Annotated in this window: 17 protein-coding genes; 12 read left to right on the top strand and 5 right to left on the bottom strand. The window is 70.9% G+C overall.

Features of this window, described 5'->3' with window-relative positions; all coding sequences use genetic code 11:
• Positions 1 to 50 precede the first annotated feature (50 nt).
• The 10 genes from QE401_RS04825 to QE401_RS04870 all read left to right on the top strand — a co-directional run bounded on the left by QE401_RS04825 (position 51) and on the right by QE401_RS04870 (position 9287).
• Positions 51 to 782 carry a class I SAM-dependent methyltransferase gene (locus tag QE401_RS04825; protein WP_307137132.1) on the top strand — a complete coding sequence of 244 codons (732 nt, stop codon included), beginning with the start codon at positions 51 to 53 and terminating at the stop codon, positions 780 to 782.
• A 20-nt stretch (positions 783 to 802) separates the two neighbouring features.
• Complete coding sequence (locus QE401_RS04830; RefSeq protein WP_307137133.1) at positions 803 to 1168, top strand: ArsR/SmtB family transcription factor; 366 nt, start codon at positions 803 to 805, stop codon at positions 1166 to 1168.
• 330 nt (positions 1169 to 1498) lie between these two features.
• On the top strand, positions 1499 to 2467 hold the full coding sequence (gene coxB / locus QE401_RS04835) for a cytochrome c oxidase subunit II (RefSeq protein WP_307137134.1): 969 nt from the start codon (positions 1499 to 1501) through the stop codon (positions 2465 to 2467).
• Between the two features lie 39 nt (positions 2468 to 2506).
• On the top strand, positions 2507 to 4117 hold the full coding sequence (gene ctaD / locus QE401_RS04840) for a cytochrome c oxidase subunit I (RefSeq protein WP_307137135.1): 1611 nt from the start codon (positions 2507 to 2509) through the stop codon (positions 4115 to 4117).
• Between the two features lie 34 nt (positions 4118 to 4151).
• Positions 4152 to 5120 carry a heme o synthase gene (locus QE401_RS04845; protein ID WP_307137136.1) on the top strand — a complete coding sequence of 323 codons (969 nt, stop codon included), beginning with the start codon at positions 4152 to 4154 and terminating at the stop codon, positions 5118 to 5120.
• Positions 5117 to 5272 (top strand): hypothetical protein, encoded by a 156-nt coding sequence (locus QE401_RS04850; RefSeq protein WP_271135768.1) that lies wholly within the window; start codon positions 5117 to 5119, stop codon positions 5270 to 5272. Before QE401_RS04845 ends, QE401_RS04850 begins: the two co-directional genes overlap by 4 nt.
• 22 nt (positions 5273 to 5294) lie before the next feature.
• Positions 5295 to 5939, top strand: a complete 645-nt coding sequence (locus QE401_RS04855; protein WP_307137137.1) for a cytochrome c oxidase assembly protein — start codon at positions 5295 to 5297, stop codon at positions 5937 to 5939.
• Positions 5940 to 6064: 125 nt separating this feature from the next.
• A complete protein-coding gene (locus QE401_RS04860; RefSeq protein ID WP_307137138.1) occupies positions 6065 to 6916 on the top strand; it encodes a cytochrome c oxidase subunit 3 in 852 nt (283 codons plus the stop codon).
• Between the two features lie 182 nt (positions 6917 to 7098).
• On the top strand, positions 7099 to 7806 hold the full coding sequence (locus QE401_RS04865; protein ID WP_307137139.1) for an SURF1 family protein: 708 nt from the start codon (positions 7099 to 7101) through the stop codon (positions 7804 to 7806).
• Positions 7803 to 9287, top strand: a complete 1485-nt coding sequence (locus QE401_RS04870) for a carboxypeptidase M32 (protein WP_307137140.1) — start codon at positions 7803 to 7805, stop codon at positions 9285 to 9287. Before QE401_RS04865 ends, QE401_RS04870 begins: the two co-directional genes overlap by 4 nt.
• On the opposite strand, the gene QE401_RS04875 is transcribed toward QE401_RS04870, so the two are convergent.
• Positions 9250 to 9429, bottom strand: a complete 180-nt coding sequence (locus QE401_RS04875) for a hypothetical protein (protein ID WP_307137141.1) — start codon at positions 9427 to 9429, stop codon at positions 9250 to 9252. The two genes, QE401_RS04870 and QE401_RS04875, sit on opposite strands and share 38 nt — an antisense overlap.
• Positions 9430 to 9521: 92 nt before the next feature.
• On the opposite strand from QE401_RS04875, the gene QE401_RS04880 reads away from it, so the two are divergent.
• Both QE401_RS04880 and QE401_RS04885 read left to right on the top strand, forming a co-directional pair.
• Complete coding sequence (locus QE401_RS04880) at positions 9522 to 10946, top strand: M20 family metallopeptidase (protein WP_307137142.1); 1425 nt, start codon at positions 9522 to 9524, stop codon at positions 10944 to 10946.
• A 22-nt stretch (positions 10947 to 10968) separates the two neighbouring features.
• Positions 10969 to 12537 (top strand): ABC transporter substrate-binding protein, encoded by a 1569-nt coding sequence (locus tag QE401_RS04885; RefSeq protein ID WP_307137143.1) that lies wholly within the window; start codon positions 10969 to 10971, stop codon positions 12535 to 12537.
• A gap of 123 nt (positions 12538 to 12660) precedes the next feature.
• Here QE401_RS04885 and QE401_RS04890 read toward each other — a convergent pair whose 3' ends face one another.
• The 4 genes from QE401_RS04890 to QE401_RS04905 all read right to left on the bottom strand — a co-directional run bounded on the left by QE401_RS04890 (position 12661) and on the right by QE401_RS04905 (position 15325).
• Positions 12661 to 13023: an HPF/RaiA family ribosome-associated protein gene (locus tag QE401_RS04890; protein WP_307137144.1), complete on the bottom strand. Its 363-nt coding sequence runs from the start codon at positions 13021 to 13023 to the stop codon at positions 12661 to 12663.
• Between the two features lie 60 nt (positions 13024 to 13083).
• On the bottom strand, positions 13084 to 13278 hold the full coding sequence (locus QE401_RS04895) for a hypothetical protein (protein WP_307137145.1): 195 nt from the start codon (positions 13276 to 13278) through the stop codon (positions 13084 to 13086).
• Positions 13279 to 13350: 72 nt separating this feature from the next.
• Positions 13351 to 13740 (bottom strand): DUF983 domain-containing protein, encoded by a 390-nt coding sequence (locus QE401_RS04900; RefSeq protein ID WP_307137146.1) that lies wholly within the window; start codon positions 13738 to 13740, stop codon positions 13351 to 13353.
• 112 nt (positions 13741 to 13852) lie between these two features.
• Positions 13853 to 15325 (bottom strand): aminotransferase-like domain-containing protein, encoded by a 1473-nt coding sequence (locus QE401_RS04905; RefSeq protein ID WP_307137147.1) that lies wholly within the window; start codon positions 15323 to 15325, stop codon positions 13853 to 13855.
• Positions 15326 to 15389: the final 64 nt, after the last annotated feature.

Below are 15389 nucleotides of genomic sequence, written 5' to 3' on the forward strand. Positions count from 1 at the left end.
TGCGCCGCGCGCCCTGAGGCGGTAGCGGAATGCGGGCGCGAGGACAGGGAATGGCCACGACATTCGGAACACCGCGGGAACAGGCGGTTGATGGAGCGCTGCGGGACCACCCGCGCGCGGCGCTGGACGCCAATTCGGTGCGCGATGCCTATCGCCGCTGGGCGGGAGTGTATGACGCGGTGTTCGGGGGGGTCTCCTCCTACGGCCGCCGGCGGGCCGTGGCGGCGGTGAACCGCCTGCCGGGCACGCGGGTGCTGGAGGTCGGCGTCGGCACGGGCCTGGCCCTGCCGCGCTACCGCACCGACAAGCGCGTGGTCGGCATCGACCTGTCGCGTGAGATGCTGCTCAAGGCCGAGGAGCGGGTGCGCGAGGAGCGCCTCGCCCATGTCGAGGGGCTGCTGGAGATGGACGCCGAGCAGATGGCGTTCCAGGACGGCGCCTTCGACATCGCGGTGGCGATGTTCACCGCCAGCGTCGTGCCGGATGCCAGGAAGCTGCTGGCCGAGATGCAGCGCGTGGTGCGCCCCGGCGGCCATCTGCTGTTCGTCAACCATTTCGCGGCCGAGACCGGCCCGCGCTGGTGGGTCGAGCGCACCATGGCGCCGCTGTCGCGCGTGCTGGGCTGGCACCCGGATTTCGCCTTCTCCGACCTGTTCGACCGCGAGAAGGTGCAGGTCGAGGAGATCCAGCCCTGCCCGCCGGCCGGGCTGTTCACCCTGGTGCATCTGCGCAACGCCGAACCCGGCGAGGCGCTGCCGGCCAGCGTCGCCGAAGCGGCCTGAACGGGGCCCGGGCGATGGGGATGCGCATCGCCGAGGATCAGGTCACCGAGCTCGCCGGCATGTTCTGGCTGATGAGCGACCCGACCCGGCTGCGCATCATCCTCGCCTGCCTCGACACCCCCGCGCCGGTGGGGGCGATGGCCGAGCGCATCGGCATTTCCGGCAGCCTCGCCTCGCATCATCTGCGCCTGCTGCGCGCCGCCCGGCTGCTGCAGGCGGAGCGGCGCGGCCGCCAGGTCTTCTACGCCGTCACCGACGCGCATATCCGCTCCATGCTGGCCGACATGGTCGACCATGTGCGCGAGGAGGCGGAGGCCGAGCTGCCCGCCGCCGCGGAGCCCGATCCGGCCGCGCCCGGGGCGGTGCCGCCCCCGCCGCGCGGCTGATCCGCCCACCCGCCACCCCGCCCGCCGCCGCACCGGCGCGCGCCCCGGCGCGACTCGGGCGGCGGCCGGTTCCGGCATGTGTCATGGCATGAGACGAAGGCGAATCAGGGCCTTCGGTTACACGGAATGACGCGAAGCTTGCGCATCCTCGCCCCGGCATCACTTGTGCGGGGCGGGGGGGCGCGATTATGGTCCGGCGGGCACGCCCGTCCCGCAGCGCCGCGGGACCGGGCGGCTTGGGTCGTGCGGTGCGGCCCTGGCTTGACTGGCGCGATGTGCGCCGGCGTCCCGGAAACGGGACGCAGGAATGACGAGCGGACGGGATAGGGAATGCGGCGGTCGATCGTTTCGCGCTTCGCAGGTTTGCCGGCCACCCTGGCGGTGGCGGCGGCCTCTCTGCTGAACGGGGCGCCGGCCCTGGCCCAGGAGGCCGCGCCCATGGTGGGCGCGCCGGTTCCCTGGGGTGTCGCCCTGCAGCGGGCCGCCGGCCCGGTGAAGGAAGCGATCCACGATTTCAACAACCTGGTGCTGTGGATCATCATCGCCATCACGATCTTCGTGGGCGTGCTGATGGTCTATGCCATGTGGCGCTTCCGCGCCGCGGCGAACCCGGTGCCGTCGCGCACCAGCCACCACACGCTGCTGGAAGTGGCGTGGACGGTGCTGCCGGTGCTGATCCTGATCGTGATCGCCATCCCCTCCTTCCGGCTGATCTATTACCAGGACCGCGCGCGCGACGCCGAGCTGACGGTGAACGTCACCGGCCGCCAGTGGTACTGGCACTATGCCTATCCGGATCAGGGCAATTTCGCCTTCGACAGCTATCCCATCCAGGAGGCCGACCTGCGCCCCGGCCAGCTGCGGCTGCTGGATGTGGATGAGCCGATGGTGATCCCGGTCGGCAAGAACATCCGCATCATCACCACCGGCCAGGACGTGATCCACAGCTTCTTCGTGCCGAGCCTCGGCGTGCAGAAATACACGATCCCCGGCCGCACCATGGAGACCTGGCTGCGCGCCGACCGCGTCGGCACCTTCTATGGCCAGTGCAACCAGATCTGCGGCACCAACCACTGGTTCATGCCGATCGTGGTGAAGGCCGTGCCGCAGGCCGAGTTCGACGCCTGGGTGGCGGGTGCGCGCCAGCGCTTCGCCCAGGGTGGTGGGCAGAACGGCCAGCCGGCGATCGCCGCGACCGAGACGCCGGCGGCCCCTGCCGCGGCGCAGGCTCCGGCCCAGGCCGCGGACGCGCAGAACGCCCAGGATGCCGGCACGCAGCTGGCGCAGCTTCGCCGCTGACGCGGCATCACAGACGGTTCGAGAGCGGGACGGACAACGATGGCGACCGCGTCACACACGCATGACAGTCACGGCCATGGCGACCATGGCCATCACGATCACAAGCCCGGCTTCGTGGCGCGCTGGTTCTTCAGCACCAACCACAAAGACATCGGCATCCTCTACCTGATCTTCGCGGTGGCGGCGGCCTTCGTGGGCGTCGGCCTCTCCCTGCTGATGCGCATCGAGCTGCAGACGCCGGGCATGCAGATCTTCGCCGACGGCCAGGCCTGGAACGTGGCGGTCACCGCGCATGGCGTGGTGATGGTGTTCTACGTGATCATGCCCGCCCTGATCGGCGGCTTCGGCAACTACTTCGTGCCGATCATGATCGGCGCGCCGGACATGGCCTTCCCGCGGCTGAACAACATCAGCTTCTGGCTGCTGGTCCCGGCGCTGATGCTGGCGGTGGGCAGCCTGTTCGTGGGCGGCGCCGGCACCGGCTGGACGCTGTACCCGCCGCTGTCGAACAGCACCTACCAGTCGGGCATGGGCGTCGACATGGCGCTGTTCAGCCTGCACCTGGCGGGCGCCAGCTCGATCCTGGGCGCGGCGAACTTCATCACCACCATCTTCAACATGCGCGCCCCCGGCATGACGCTGCACAAGATGCCGCTCTTCGTGTGGGGCATGCTGGTCACCGCCTTCCTGCTGCTGCTGTCGGTGCCGGTGCTGGGTGGTGCCATCACCATGCTGATCACCGACCGCAATTTCGGCACGGCCTTCTTCGACCCGGCCGGCGGCGGCGACCCGGTGCTGTTCCAGCATCTGTTCTGGTTCTTCGGCCACCCCGAAGTCTACATCATGATCCTGCCGGGCTTCGGCATCATCAGCCACGTGCTGTCCACCTTCAGCCGCAAGCCGATCTTCGGCTATCTCGGCATGGCCTACGCCATGGTCGCGATCGGCGTGGTGGGCTTCGTGGTGTGGGCGCACCACATGTTCACCTCCGGCATCTCGGTGGACACGCGCGCCTACTTCATGGCGGCGACCATGGTCATCGCCGTGCCGACGGGCATCAAGATCTTCTCCTGGATCGCCACGATCTGGGGCGGCTCGATCACCTTCCGCACGCCGATGCTCTTCGCCCTCGGCTTCATCTTCCTGTTCACCATGGGCGGCGTCACCGGCGTGAAGCTGGCCAATGCCTCGGTGGACGTGATCCTGCACAACACCTACTACGTCGTGGCGCACTTCCACTACGTGCTGTCGCTGGGCGCGGTGTTCTCGATCTATGCCGGCTTCTACTACTGGATCGGCAAGATGAGCGGGAAGCAGTACCCGGAGCGCCTCGGCCAGATCCATTTCTGGCTGACCTTCATCGGCGTGAACCTGACCTTCTTCCCGATGCATTTCCTGGGCGCCCAGGGCATGCCGCGCCGCTACCCGGATTATCCGGACGCGTTTACCGGCTGGAACATGATCGCGAGCTTCGGCGCCTATATCTCCGTCGCCTCCTTCGTGTTCTTCATCTACGTGTGCTACCGCACCTTCACGAGCAAGGAAGTGGCCGCGGCCAATCCCTGGGGCGAGGGCGCGACGACGCTGGAGTGGCAGGTGGCCTCGCCCCCGCCCTTCCACACCTTCGATGAGCTGCCCCGCATCCGCTGAGGCGGGCGGACAGCGGAACTGACGGACAGGGTCGATGAGCGACAGCGCGATCAAGACCGAAATCCGGTTGGGGGGGGCTTCGGCCCCCCTCGGCACATCGGGCGAGCTTGACCTGAGCGAGGTGCGCGACTGGGTCGCGCTGCTGAAGCCGCGCGTCATGTCGCTCGTCGTGTTCACCGGCCTGGTGGGGCTGCTGGTGGCGCCGGGGCATATCCACCCGGTGCTGGCGGCCACCGCCATCCTCTGCATCGCCGTGGCGGCCGGCGCCTCCGGCGCCATCAACATGTGGTATGACCGCGACATCGACGCGGTGATGCGCCGCACCGCCAGCCGGCCGATCCCCGCCGGGCGCATCCGGGCGGAGGCCGCGCTCTCCTTCGGCGTCTTCCTGGGCCTGGCCTCGGTGGTGCTGATGGGGCTGGCCACCAACTGGGTGGCGGCCGCCGTGCTGGCCGGGTCGATCGGCTTCTATGTCTTCATCTACACCATGTGGCTGAAGCGCCGGACGCCGCAGAACATCGTCATCGGCGGCGCCGCCGGCGCCTTCCCGCCGGTCATCGGCTGGGCCGCCGTCACCGGCCATGTCTCGGTCGAGGCGGTGGTGATGTTCGCCATCATCTTCTTCTGGACGCCGCCGCATTTCTGGGCGCTGTCGCTGTTTGCCAGCGGCGACTATGCCCGCGCCGGCGTGCCGATGCTGCCCGTGGTGGCGGGTGCCCGGGAGACGCGGCGGCAGATCTGGCTCTACAGCCTGGTCATGGCGCCGCTCGGCCTGGTGCCGACGCTGATCGGCATGGCCGGCCTCGCCTATGGCGCGGCGGCGCTGGTGCTCGGGCTGTTCTTCCTGGAATCCATGTGGCGCGTGAAGCGCGACGCGCAGGATGAGGAAGGGCGCAGCCTGACCAATGAGGCCCCAGCCCGCGCCGCGTTCAAATTCTCCATCCTCTATCTCTTCATGCTGTTCGCCGCCCTGGCGGCGGACCGCCTGGTCTTCGGTGCATGAGCAACAATCCGACCCCCGCCGGCATGACGCCGGAGGAGAAGGCGGCCTTCATCCGCCGCCGCCGCGGCCGCAACTGGGCCGTGTTCCTGACGCTGCTGGCGCTGGTGGCGCTGTTCTATTTCATCGCCATGGCGCGCATGCAGGTCAGCTGAGCCAGGACAGGGAGGAGCGCGAATGAGCCATCAGGACCCCGATCTGGCCCGGCGCAACCGCCGCGTGGCGCTCAGCGCCGCTGTCGTGGTGGGCGGCATGCTCGGCCTCTCCTTCGCCGCCGTGCCGCTCTACACGCTGTTCTGCGCCGTCACCGGCTATGGCGGCACGCCGATGATCGGCGCCGCGGCGCCGGGCGCGGCGGAGGGGGCGCGCACCGTCACCGTGCGGCTCTCGGCCAACACCAATCCGGGCCTGCCCTGGCGCTTCCAGGCCGAGCAGAACAGCGTGACGCTGCGGCTGGGGGAGGAGGCGCTGGCCTTCTACTCGGCGCGCAACCAGGCGGACACGCCGGTCACCGGCATCTCCACCTACAATGTGACGCCGGAGATCGTCGGGCCGTATTTCCACAAGGTCCACTGCTTCTGCTTCGACGAGCAGACGCTGCAGGCGGGCCAGCAGGTGGAGATGCCGGTCACCTTCTGGGTCGATCCGAAGATCGCCGAGAATCCGGAAACCCGCGACATCCGCACCATCACGCTGAACTACACCTTCTTCCGCACCCTCGCGGATGCGGAGAGGGCGGGCGCGCTGGCCAAGGCCGGGCCGCATGTCGGCCGCGCCAGCGATGCCAGCGGCGCCCATCCCAGCCCCACCGTGACGCGGTGAGAGGCTTGATCCGAACCCGGTTTTCGGGATGATGCATCCCGTATGCCAGGGTGACCCGGGGCCGGTCTTGGCCGTCCCCTGCTACCCTTGTGTTTGAGTCCCCTGTGTCAGGTCCAGGAAGCCCAATGGCCAGCAGCAACACGACGTTGGACGCGGAGGTCCCGCCCCCCAACAAGCATCCCTACCACCTGGTCGATCCCAGCCCCTGGCCGATGACCTCCTCGCTGGCGGCGGGGCTGATGGTGTTCGGCATCATCCTGTTCGCGCAGAAGGGCATCCACTGGGTGTTCGGCGTCGGCCTGCTCGGCGTCCTGGTGTCGATGTATTTCTGGTTCCGCGACGTGGTGCGCGAGGCCCGCACGCCGGGCATCCACACCCCGGTCGTGCGGCTGGGCATGCGCTACGGCATGGTGCTGTTCATCGCCTCCGAGGTGATGTTCTTCGTCGCCTTCTTCTGGGCCTATTTCCACTTCGCCCTGTATCCGGAGCATGTCTCCGGCGCGGCGAAGGCGATCTGGCCGCCGGCGGGCATCCACACCTTCGACCCGTTCCACCTGCCGCTGCTGAACACGCTGATCCTGCTGCTGTCGGGCTGCACCGTGACCTGGGCGCACCACGCCCTGCTCGAGGGTGACCGCAAGGGCATGCTGCAGGGCCTGGCGCTGACCGTCTTCCTCGGCCTGACCTTCACCTTCTTCCAGGCGGTCGAGTATGCCGAGGCGCCCTTCGCCTTCCATGGCGGCGGCATCTACCCCTCGGTCTTCTTCCTGGCGACCGGCTTCCACGGCTTCCACGTCATCATCGGCACCATCTTCCTGGCGGTCTGCCTGGTCCGCGCCTGGAAGGGCCATTTCACCCCGAAGCGGCATTTCGGCTTCGAGGCGGCGGCCTGGTACTGGCACTTCGTCGACGTGGTCTGGCTGTTCCTGTTCGTCTGCGTCTACGTGCTCGGCGCCGGTCCGATCGCCCAGCACTGAGCCTCGGCTCCTGATCCGCGGGGCGGCCTTCCGGGGCCGCCCCGTCCTGCTTCCGGGTCCCGCCATGGCGGGGGTGCCCGGCGCCAGCGGCCCGGACCGCCCAGGCCCTGACATTCCGGCCAAGCTTGGCCCCGCCCGCCCTCCGCCCGGATCCGGCCCGCGGGGCAGGGAAGAGACAGATCGTGACATCCTGGCGACGCCTGCTGCTGCCCACCCTGGTCAGCCTGCCCGTGCTGGCCATCCTGCTCGGCCTCGGCACCTGGCAATGGCAGCGGCTGCACTGGAAGACCGAACTCCTGGAGCGCATCGCCGCGGCCGAGGCCGGGCCGGCCATCCCGCTCGCCGCCGCCCGGCCGCAGGATTGGACCAAGGTCGCCGCCACGGGGCGGCTGCTGCATGAGCGCGAGGCGCTGCTCGGCATCTCGGTGCGCGGCGGCGTGATGGGCGCCAGCCTGCTGACGCCGCTGCAGCGCGACGGGCTGCCGCCCTTGCTGGTCGATCGCGGCTGGGTGCCGCTGGAGCGCGGCGGGCCGGTGCAGCGCCCGGAGGGTGTCGTCACCATCGAGGGCTATGTCCGCCCCTCGGAGGAGCGCAGCATGGTCGCCGCGCGTGACGACCCGGCGGCGCGGCGCTTCTACACCATGGAAATTCCGGCGATCGGCGCGGCGCTCGGCCTGCCGGACCTCGCCCCTTACGCGCTGGTGGCGCTGGCCCCGCCCGGCGCCAGCCCTGTCGCCATCGCCGCAGCGCTGCCGCAGCCGGCGCGCAGCCTGCCGCGACCGAACAACAACCATCTGGGCTATGTCATCACCTGGTACGGGCTGGCGCTCTCCCTGGTCGGCGTCTTCATCGTCTGGGCCCGTCACCGCCTGAAGGATCCTGCCGCATGAACGAGGCCTATCGCCGCCTGAAGGACCGTTTCGCCCGCATCGCCCTGCTGGGCGAGGCGCAGGCGATGCTGCATTGGGATGCGGCGGCGGTGATGCCGCCGGGCGGCGCCGAATCCCGTGGCGAGCAGCTGGCGGCCCTGGCCGGCCTGTCGCACGAGCTGATGACCAGCCCCGGCATGGCCGGCGACCTGGCCGAGGCCAGCGCCAGCGGCGAATGGGACGCGGCCAATCTGGCGCTGATGCGCCACGCCCAGGCGCGCGCCACGGCGCTGCCCACCGCCCTGGTCGAGGCCAGCGCCCGCGCCAACGCGGCCTGCGAGACGGTCTGGCGGGAGGCCCGCGCGAAATCCGATTTCGCCCTGGTCGCGCCCTATCTGGCCGAGGTGGTGAGGCTGCAGCGGGAAAGCGCCGCGGCGCTGGCCACCGTCACCGGCCTCTCCCCCTATGATTCGCTGATGGAATCCTACCAGCGCGGCATCGGGGCGGCCGATGTGGAGCCGATCTTCGCCGCCTATGAGGCCTTCCTGGCCGATGCCCTGCCGCGCGCCGAGGCGATCCAGGCCGCGAAGCCTGCGCCCCTGCCGCTGCCGGGGCCCTTTCCGGCCGCCACCCAGAAGGCGCTGTGCCGCGAGATGGCCGAGCGCGTCGGCCTCGACTTCGCCCATGCGCGGCTGGATGAGAGCCTGCACCCCTTCTGCGGCGGCATCCCCGCCGATGTGCGCATCACCACCCGCTATGACGAGGCCAACGCCGCCCAGGCGCTGCTCGGCGTGCTGCATGAGAGCGGCCACGCGCTGTATGAGCGCGGCCTGCCGGCCGGCTGGGCGCGCCAGCCGGTGGGCGAGGCCGCCGGCATGGCGGCGCATGAATCGCAGAGCCTGATCGTCGAGATGCAGGCCAGCCGCTCCGACGCCTTTCTGGGCTTCATCGGGCCGCGCCTGCACAGCGCCTTCGGCGGCGCGGCCGAGGCCTGGGCACCGGCCAATCTGGCGCGCCACTGGCGCCGGGTGGCGCGCGGCTTCATCCGCGTCGATGCCGATGAGCTGACCTACCCCGCCCATGTCATCCTGCGCTTCCGGCTGGAGCGGGCGCTGATCGGCGGCGATCTGGCGGTGGCCGACCTGCCCGGCGCCTGGAACGAAGGTTTCTCTCAGTTGCTCGGCCTGACGCCGCCGGACGACGCGCAGGGCTGCCTGCAGGACATCCACTGGCATGACGGCGCCTTCGGCTACTTCCCCTCCTACACGCTGGGGGCGATGGCGGCGGCGCAGCTGATGCGGGCGGCGCGCGCGGCCCTGCCGGGGCTGGACGATGCCCTGGCGCAGGGCGATTTCACGCCGCTGCGCCACTGGCTGCGGGAGAAGGTCCACGGCCAGGGGGCGCGGCTCGGCTTCCAGGATCTGCTGCGCCACGCCACCGGCAAGCCGCTCGACCCGGCCGATTTCATCGCCCATCTGACGGAGCGCTACCTCCAGGGCTGATCGGCGCTCCGATGCAGCGCCCCGCCTGCCACGACCCGCCGCGGTCGAGGCAGGCATCCTGCGCCAGCAACCCCGGCAGCCAGAGCCAGGCGGCGAGGAGCAGCACCAGGGCGATGGCCAGCCGGGCGAGGTGGCGGTTCATGCTGCCCGCTGTAGCAGGGGCGCGGCGCGGGCGGGGCCTCTGGCTCCGCCGGATGAAGCGCTTATGATGGCGGCCATCTCAGGATGACCACCATGCAGAATACCGACTCCATCTGGCGCCATGTCGAGGCCAAGCGCCCGCGCTTCTCCGAGCTGAGCGACCAGGTCTGGGCCACCCCCGAGCTGAACTATGCCGAGCACCGCTCCGCCGCCGCCCATGCCGAGGCGCTGCAGGCCGAGGGCTTCCGCGTCACCACGGGCATCGCCGGCATCCCCACCGCCGTGATGGGCGAGGCGGGCGAGGATGGCCCGGTCATCGCCATCCTCGGCGAATATGACGCGCTGCCTGGCCTGTCGCAGGAAGCGGGTGTCGCCGAGCACCGCCCGATCGAGGCAGGCGGCCATGGCCATGGCTGCGGCCACAACCTGCTGGGCGCCGCCTCGCTGCTGGCCGCCACCGCGGTGAAGGACTGGCTGGCCGAGCAGGGCATCAAGGGCCGCGTCCGCTATTATGGCTGCCCGGCCGAGGAGGGCGGTTCCGCCAAGGGCTTCATGGTGCGCGACGGCGTGTTCGACGATGTCGACATCGCCATCTGCTGGCACCCGGCTGCCTTCTCGGGCGTCAACAAGCCGCGCTCGCTGGCCTGCATGGAGGTCGACTTTTCGTTCACTGGCCGTTCCAGCCATGCCGCTGCGGCGCCGCATCTGGGGCGCTCGGCGCTGGATGCCGTCGAGCTGATGAATGTCGGCGTCAACTACATGCGCGAGCACATGCCCTCCCATGCGCGCATCCATTACGCGCTGCAGGATGCCGGCGGCATCGCCCCCAATGTCGTGCAGGGCAAGGCGCGGGTGCGCTACCTCGTGCGCTCGCTGACCATGGCCGAGGTGCTGGCGCTGCTCGAGCGGGTGAAGAAGATCGCGGAGGGCGCGGCGCTGATGACCGAGACCAGCGTGGTGCACCGCGTGCTCTCCGCCGATGCCGAGCTGGTGGCCAACCCGCCGCTGGAGCAGGCCATGGAGGAGAACTTCCTCCGGTTGGGCCCGCCGGAATTCGACGAGGCGGACAAGGAATTCGCCCGGCAGATCCAGGCGACGCTGACGCCCGCGGAGATCGAGGCCGCCTATCGCCGCGCCGGCCTCGACCCGGTGCCCGGCGAGGTGCTGGCCGAGCGGCTGGTGCCGCTCTCGGCGCCGGAGCCGGCGGGCATCGGCTCGACCGATGTCGGCACCGTCTCCTGGGCGGTGCCGACCGTGCAGGCGCGCGGCGTCACCTACGCCATCGGCACGCCGGGCCATTCCTGGCAGCTGGTGGCGCAGGGCAAGGCGCCGGCGGCGCATAAGGGGCTGGAGCATGTGGCCAAGGTGATGGCCGGCACCGCCGTGGATGTGCTGACCAAGCCCGAATTGCTGGCCCGCGCCAGGCAGGACCACGCCGCCCGCACCGCCGGGATGCCCGATGTCTTCCCCATCCCGAAGGATGTGCCGCCGCCGCTCGACATGGCCGGCCACTCGTAAGACCCCCGACAGGACGACAGACATGACCGCCCTTCGCCTCAAGGCCGCCCTGGTCGCGGGCCTGGCCCTGGCCTCCCTCCCGGCGCTGGCCGCCGATCTGCGCATCGGGCTGAACGCCCCGGTGACCTCGATCGACCCGCATTTCGCCAATGCGGCGCCGAACTCCGCCTTCGCGCGGCACATCTTCGAGACGCTGGTGGTGCGCTCGCCCGACGGCCGGCCGATGCCGAACCTGGCGCTGAGCTGGACCCCGGTCAGCGAGACCGTGTGGGAGTTCAAGCTGCGCCCCGGCGTCACCTGGCATGACGGCAAGCCCTTCACCGCCGAGGATGTGATCTTCTCCTTCAACCGCATCCCCAACGTGCCGAACAGCCCGGCGAGCTTCGCCGGCAATATCCGCACGGTGACGAATGTGGAGGCGGTGGATCCGCTGACGCTGCGCATCACCACCTCGGCGCCGACGCCGAACCTGCCGATCGACCTGGCCGGCGCCTTCATCGTCTCCCGCCATGTGGGCGAGGGCGCCTCGACCGCCGATTACAACAGCGGCAAGGCCGCGATCGGCACCGGCCCCTACCGGCTGCTCAGCTATGCCTCGGGCAGCGCCATCGAGGTGGAGCGCAACCCCGCCTGGTGGGGCCCGAAGCAGGATTGGGACCGCGTCAGCTTCCGCATCATCCCGAACCCCGGCGCGCGCACCGCGGCGCTGCTCTCGGGCGATGTGGACCTGATCGCCGCGCCCTCCTCCTCCGACCTGCCGCGGCTGCGGCAGGAGGCGAATATTCGCATCTTCGAGCGGCAGGGCTCGCGCTCGCTGTTCCTGTCGCCGGATTTCAGCCGCACCGGCGACACCCCCTTCATCACCGACAATGAGGGCAAGCCGCTCGGGCGCAACCCGCTGCTGGACCTGCGGGTGCGGCAGGCGCTGTCGCTGGCGATCAGCCGCCAGGGCCTGGCGGAGCGGGTGCAGCAGGGCATGGCCGAGCCGACCGGCCAGTGGATGCCGCAGGGCTCCTTCGGCTACAGCGCCGAGGTGCCGGTGCCGGCGCAGGACCTGGCCCGCGCCCGCGCCCTGCTGGCCGAGGCCGGCTACCCGCAGGGCTTCCGCCTGACGCTGCACGCCTCGAACGACCGCTACCCGGCGGATGGGCAGACGGCGCAGGCGGTGGCGCAGATGTGGAGCCGCGTCGGCGTCGCCACCACGGTCGAGGCGCTGCCCTTCCAGACCTATCTGACGCGGCTGGCGCGGCAGGAATTCTCCATGGTGCAGAACAGCTGGGGCAGCACCACGGGCGAGGCCGGCAGCGTGCTGCTGAACATCGTGCATTCCTATGACCGGGAGCGCCGGCTGGGCGCCAGCAACGACACACGCTACGTCAATGCGGCGCTGGACCGGCAGATCGAGGAGGCGCTGTCCACCATGGACCCCGCCCTGCGCGAGCAGCGCATCGCCGCGGCGGTGAAGGCCTCGGTGGAGGATCTCGCCCTGATCCCGATGATTCTCTACAAGACCGCCTGGGCGGCCCGCCGTCCGCTGGTCTATGAGCCGCGCATGGACGAGCAGACGCTCGTCATGTCGGTCTCCCGCTAGGATGCAGGGCGGCCCCGAGGGGCCGCCCTTTTTTCTTCTGGCGATCGCTGCGGAGAGCCTCCGCAATCCGCGGCGCTGGCTAACCCTCCACGGGCCGCCCGCCACCTGCGGCATCCCGCCGCGTCACGAGACGGCGGCAGCCCGGGAAGCATCGCTGCGCCGCCTGTCCTTCTGCGCGTCCAGTTGCCGCTCGGCGGCCTTGAAGGCATCGCGCACGGCGGTGCGCACGCTGGGCTTCACATAGCGCTGCTTCGCCTTGTGCGGCTCGCGCGAGACGGCGAGCTCCTGCCCGGGCAGGGAAAGGGTGATGTGCACCTCGGCGATGTTGCCGGTGGTGTGCTGGCGGTGCAGCCCTTCCACCGAGACGCGGCAGCCGATCAGCCGGTGATTGCGGCGGGCCAGCTTGTCGACATGCTGGCGGATCATCGCCTCGACCGAGGGCGAGGGCTGCAGATTGTGAAAGGCGATGTCGAGCGGACGCTCCATGACGGCTCCTCTTGCAGGGAAAGGGGAGGGAGGCGGCGGCCGGCATCCCGGCCGCCCGGCTCAGCGATCCTGCTGGTAGCCCTGATGGGTCGTGTTGGTCTTGATGTTCCCCTGGCGCCCCTGGATGGCCAGGTTGCGGTCCTTGGAGTCCTTGTTGGCGGCAGCGGGGCCGGGGGGCAGCGCCTCGCCCGGCGTGGCGCTGCCGGCGGGCCCGCGATTGGCCGGCGGCACGGGCGGCAGATGGGCCTTGGACATCGTCATCTCCTGTCTCGTTCCAACCAGGGGAGGAACAGGCGGAAGAGGGGCGGGTTCCCCGTCAGGCCGGCCTCAGGGCTGGCGGCTGGCGCCGAAGCGGGCTTCCTCGGCCTTGTGCACATACTGGCTGGCGACCAGCCAGCCCTTCAGCGGCCGCAGCGTCGGCACGCAGGTCAGCAGCATGAAGGGCAGGCTGGTGACCAGATGCACCCAGTAGGGCGCGGCGAAGCGGGCCTCGATCCACAGCGCCAGCACCACGCTCGGGATGCAGGCGAAGCAGATGACGAAAAAGGCCGGGCCATCGGCCGGATCGGCGAAGCTGTAATCCAGGCCGCAGACCTCGCAGCGCGGCCGCAGCGCCAGGAAGCCGTCGAAGAGATGGCCCTCGCCGCAGCGCGGGCAACGGCCACGGATGCCGGTCTGCATCGGTGACAGAATGGGCCAGGTCTTGCTGCCGGACATAGACTCTCTCCGAGATGGCGCTGCGCGGCGCTGGGCCGGCGCGCCACAGGCTTTGCGCCCTTGATCCATACAATGTCAAGAATGTTTTATGATTGTATGGATTGAATGGAGATTACACGACCAGGGAGGACATGGCCGGCGGCCGCGCCAGCAGATCGGCCAGCGTCTCCAGCCCGCGCCGCAGCGCCTCCGCCTCCGGCGCGCCGAGGCCGAGGCGCACCGCCTCGGGCGGCGCCTCCAGCGCGAAGGCGTCGCTGCCAACCAACCCGATCTCCTGGCCCGGGTTCCCGGCGCCCTGCCAGCGCGCCAGCAGCTCGCCCCGGCTCCAGCCCGGCGGCAGGGGCAGCCAGAGATGGAACCCCTCCTCCGGCAGGGTGGCGCCGGGCGGCAGGGCGGGGGCCAGCAGCCGCGCCGCCAGGGCGCGCCGCGCGGTGGCCTCGCGCCGGATCGCCTGCAGCAGGGCGGCGGCGCTGCCGTCGCGGATCCAGGCGCTGGCCAGCGCGCCGCCCAGCGGCGAGGCCATGCCGGCCAGCGCCCGCAGCGCGGCGCCCAGGCGCGCGGCCCAGCGCGGCTCCGGCAGCACCAGATAGGCCAGGCGCAGCGCCGGCCCCATGCATTTGGACAGGCTGGCGATGTGGAAGACCTGCTCCGGCGCCAGCGCGGCCAGGGGCGGCGGCGGCGCCTCCGGCAGGGCGCCATAGGCGTCGTCCTCGATCACCGGCACCTGGTGGCGGCGGGCGATCTCCAGCAGCGCCTGGCGCCGCGCCAGGGGCAGGGTGATCGCGGTCGGGTTGTGCAGGGTGGGGGTGCAGTAGAGGGCGCGCGGCGCCTGGTGGCGGCATTGCGCCTCGAAGGATTCGGGCAGCATGCCCTCTTCATCCATCGCCACCGGCGCCAGCCGCAGGCCGAGATGCGCGGCCAAGGCGCGGAAGCCGGGATAGGTCAGCGCCTCGGCGCAGATGGTGTCGCCGGGGCGGGCCAGGGCGTTCAGCACCGCCAGCATGGCGCCCTGCGCGCCGGGGCAGACCAGCAGCCGCTCCGCCGGCAGCGGGCCCAGGCGCGGCGCCAGCCAGGCCAGCCCCGCCTCGCGCTCCGCCGCGCAGCCGCCCACCACCTGGTAGCGCAGCAGCATGGCCATGGCGGCGGCGGGCTGCCAGGCCTGGCCGGCCTGGGCCAGCCGCGCCGCCAGCAGCGGGTCGGCCGGGCAGGGCGGCAGGTTCATGCTGAGATCGGCCGGCGCCAGCGCCAGCGGCAGGGAGAGCGGGGCGGAGGGCGGCGGCGCCCCCGGCCGCGCCTCGGCCGGGTCGCGCAGGAAGCTGCCCTGGCCGACGCGTCCTTCCAGCAGGCCGCGCCGCGCCGCCTCGGCATAGGCGCGGCTGACCGTGGTCAGGTCGATGCCGAGCGCCGCGGCCAGGCGGCGCTGCGGCGGCAGGCGGGCGCCGGGGGCCAGCCGGCCGGTGGCGAGGTCGGCCTCCATCGCGTCGACGATGGCGCGGTAGAGCGGCCCGGCGCCCTGCGGCAGGGCCGGCTGCCAGAACTCCGCCGGCCGGCCGGAGGGGCCGGCCCCTGGGGCATCGCGACGCATGGGCTCTCCTGCGGACAGCGGACATGTCTGCATACAATGTTGGCAGGGCGCTGCAAACACGAAC

The sequence above is a fragment of the Pseudoroseomonas cervicalis genome (assembly GCF_030818485.1).
Classification (GTDB): Bacteria; Pseudomonadota; Alphaproteobacteria; order Acetobacterales; family Acetobacteraceae; genus Pseudoroseomonas; species Pseudoroseomonas cervicalis_A.

Bases quoted from the DNA above. Each gene is read 5' to 3' on its own strand.
- QE401_RS04825 (WP_307137132.1), top strand. From the start codon at position 51: ATGGCCACGACATTCGGAACACCGCGGGAACAGGCGGTTGATGGAGCG.
- QE401_RS04830 (WP_307137133.1), top strand. From the start codon at position 803: ATGCGCATCGCCGAGGATCAGGTCACCGAGCTCGCCGGCATGTTCTGG.
- coxB (WP_307137134.1), top strand. From the start codon at position 1,499: ATGCGGCGGTCGATCGTTTCGCGCTTCGCAGGTTTGCCGGCCACCCTG.
- ctaD (WP_307137135.1), top strand. From the start codon at position 2,507: ATGGCGACCGCGTCACACACGCATGACAGTCACGGCCATGGCGACCAT.
- QE401_RS04845 (WP_307137136.1), top strand. From the start codon at position 4,152: ATGAGCGACAGCGCGATCAAGACCGAAATCCGGTTGGGGGGGGCTTCG.
- QE401_RS04850 (WP_271135768.1), top strand. From the start codon at position 5,117: ATGAGCAACAATCCGACCCCCGCCGGCATGACGCCGGAGGAGAAGGCG.
- QE401_RS04855 (WP_307137137.1), top strand. From the start codon at position 5,295: ATGAGCCATCAGGACCCCGATCTGGCCCGGCGCAACCGCCGCGTGGCG.
- QE401_RS04860 (WP_307137138.1), top strand. From the start codon at position 6,065: ATGGCCAGCAGCAACACGACGTTGGACGCGGAGGTCCCGCCCCCCAAC.
- QE401_RS04870 (WP_307137140.1), top strand. From the start codon at position 7,803: ATGAACGAGGCCTATCGCCGCCTGAAGGACCGTTTCGCCCGCATCGCC.
- QE401_RS04875 (WP_307137141.1), bottom strand. From the start codon at position 9,429: ATGAACCGCCACCTCGCCCGGCTGGCCATCGCCCTGGTGCTGCTCCTC.
- QE401_RS04880 (WP_307137142.1), top strand. From the start codon at position 9,522: ATGCAGAATACCGACTCCATCTGGCGCCATGTCGAGGCCAAGCGCCCG.
- QE401_RS04885 (WP_307137143.1), top strand. From the start codon at position 10,969: ATGACCGCCCTTCGCCTCAAGGCCGCCCTGGTCGCGGGCCTGGCCCTG.
- QE401_RS04890 (WP_307137144.1), bottom strand. From the start codon at position 13,023: ATGGAGCGTCCGCTCGACATCGCCTTTCACAATCTGCAGCCCTCGCCC.
- QE401_RS04895 (WP_307137145.1), bottom strand. From the start codon at position 13,278: ATGTCCAAGGCCCATCTGCCGCCCGTGCCGCCGGCCAATCGCGGGCCC.
- QE401_RS04900 (WP_307137146.1), bottom strand. From the start codon at position 13,740: ATGTCCGGCAGCAAGACCTGGCCCATTCTGTCACCGATGCAGACCGGC.
- QE401_RS04905 (WP_307137147.1), bottom strand. From the start codon at position 15,325: ATGCGTCGCGATGCCCCAGGGGCCGGCCCCTCCGGCCGGCCGGCGGAG.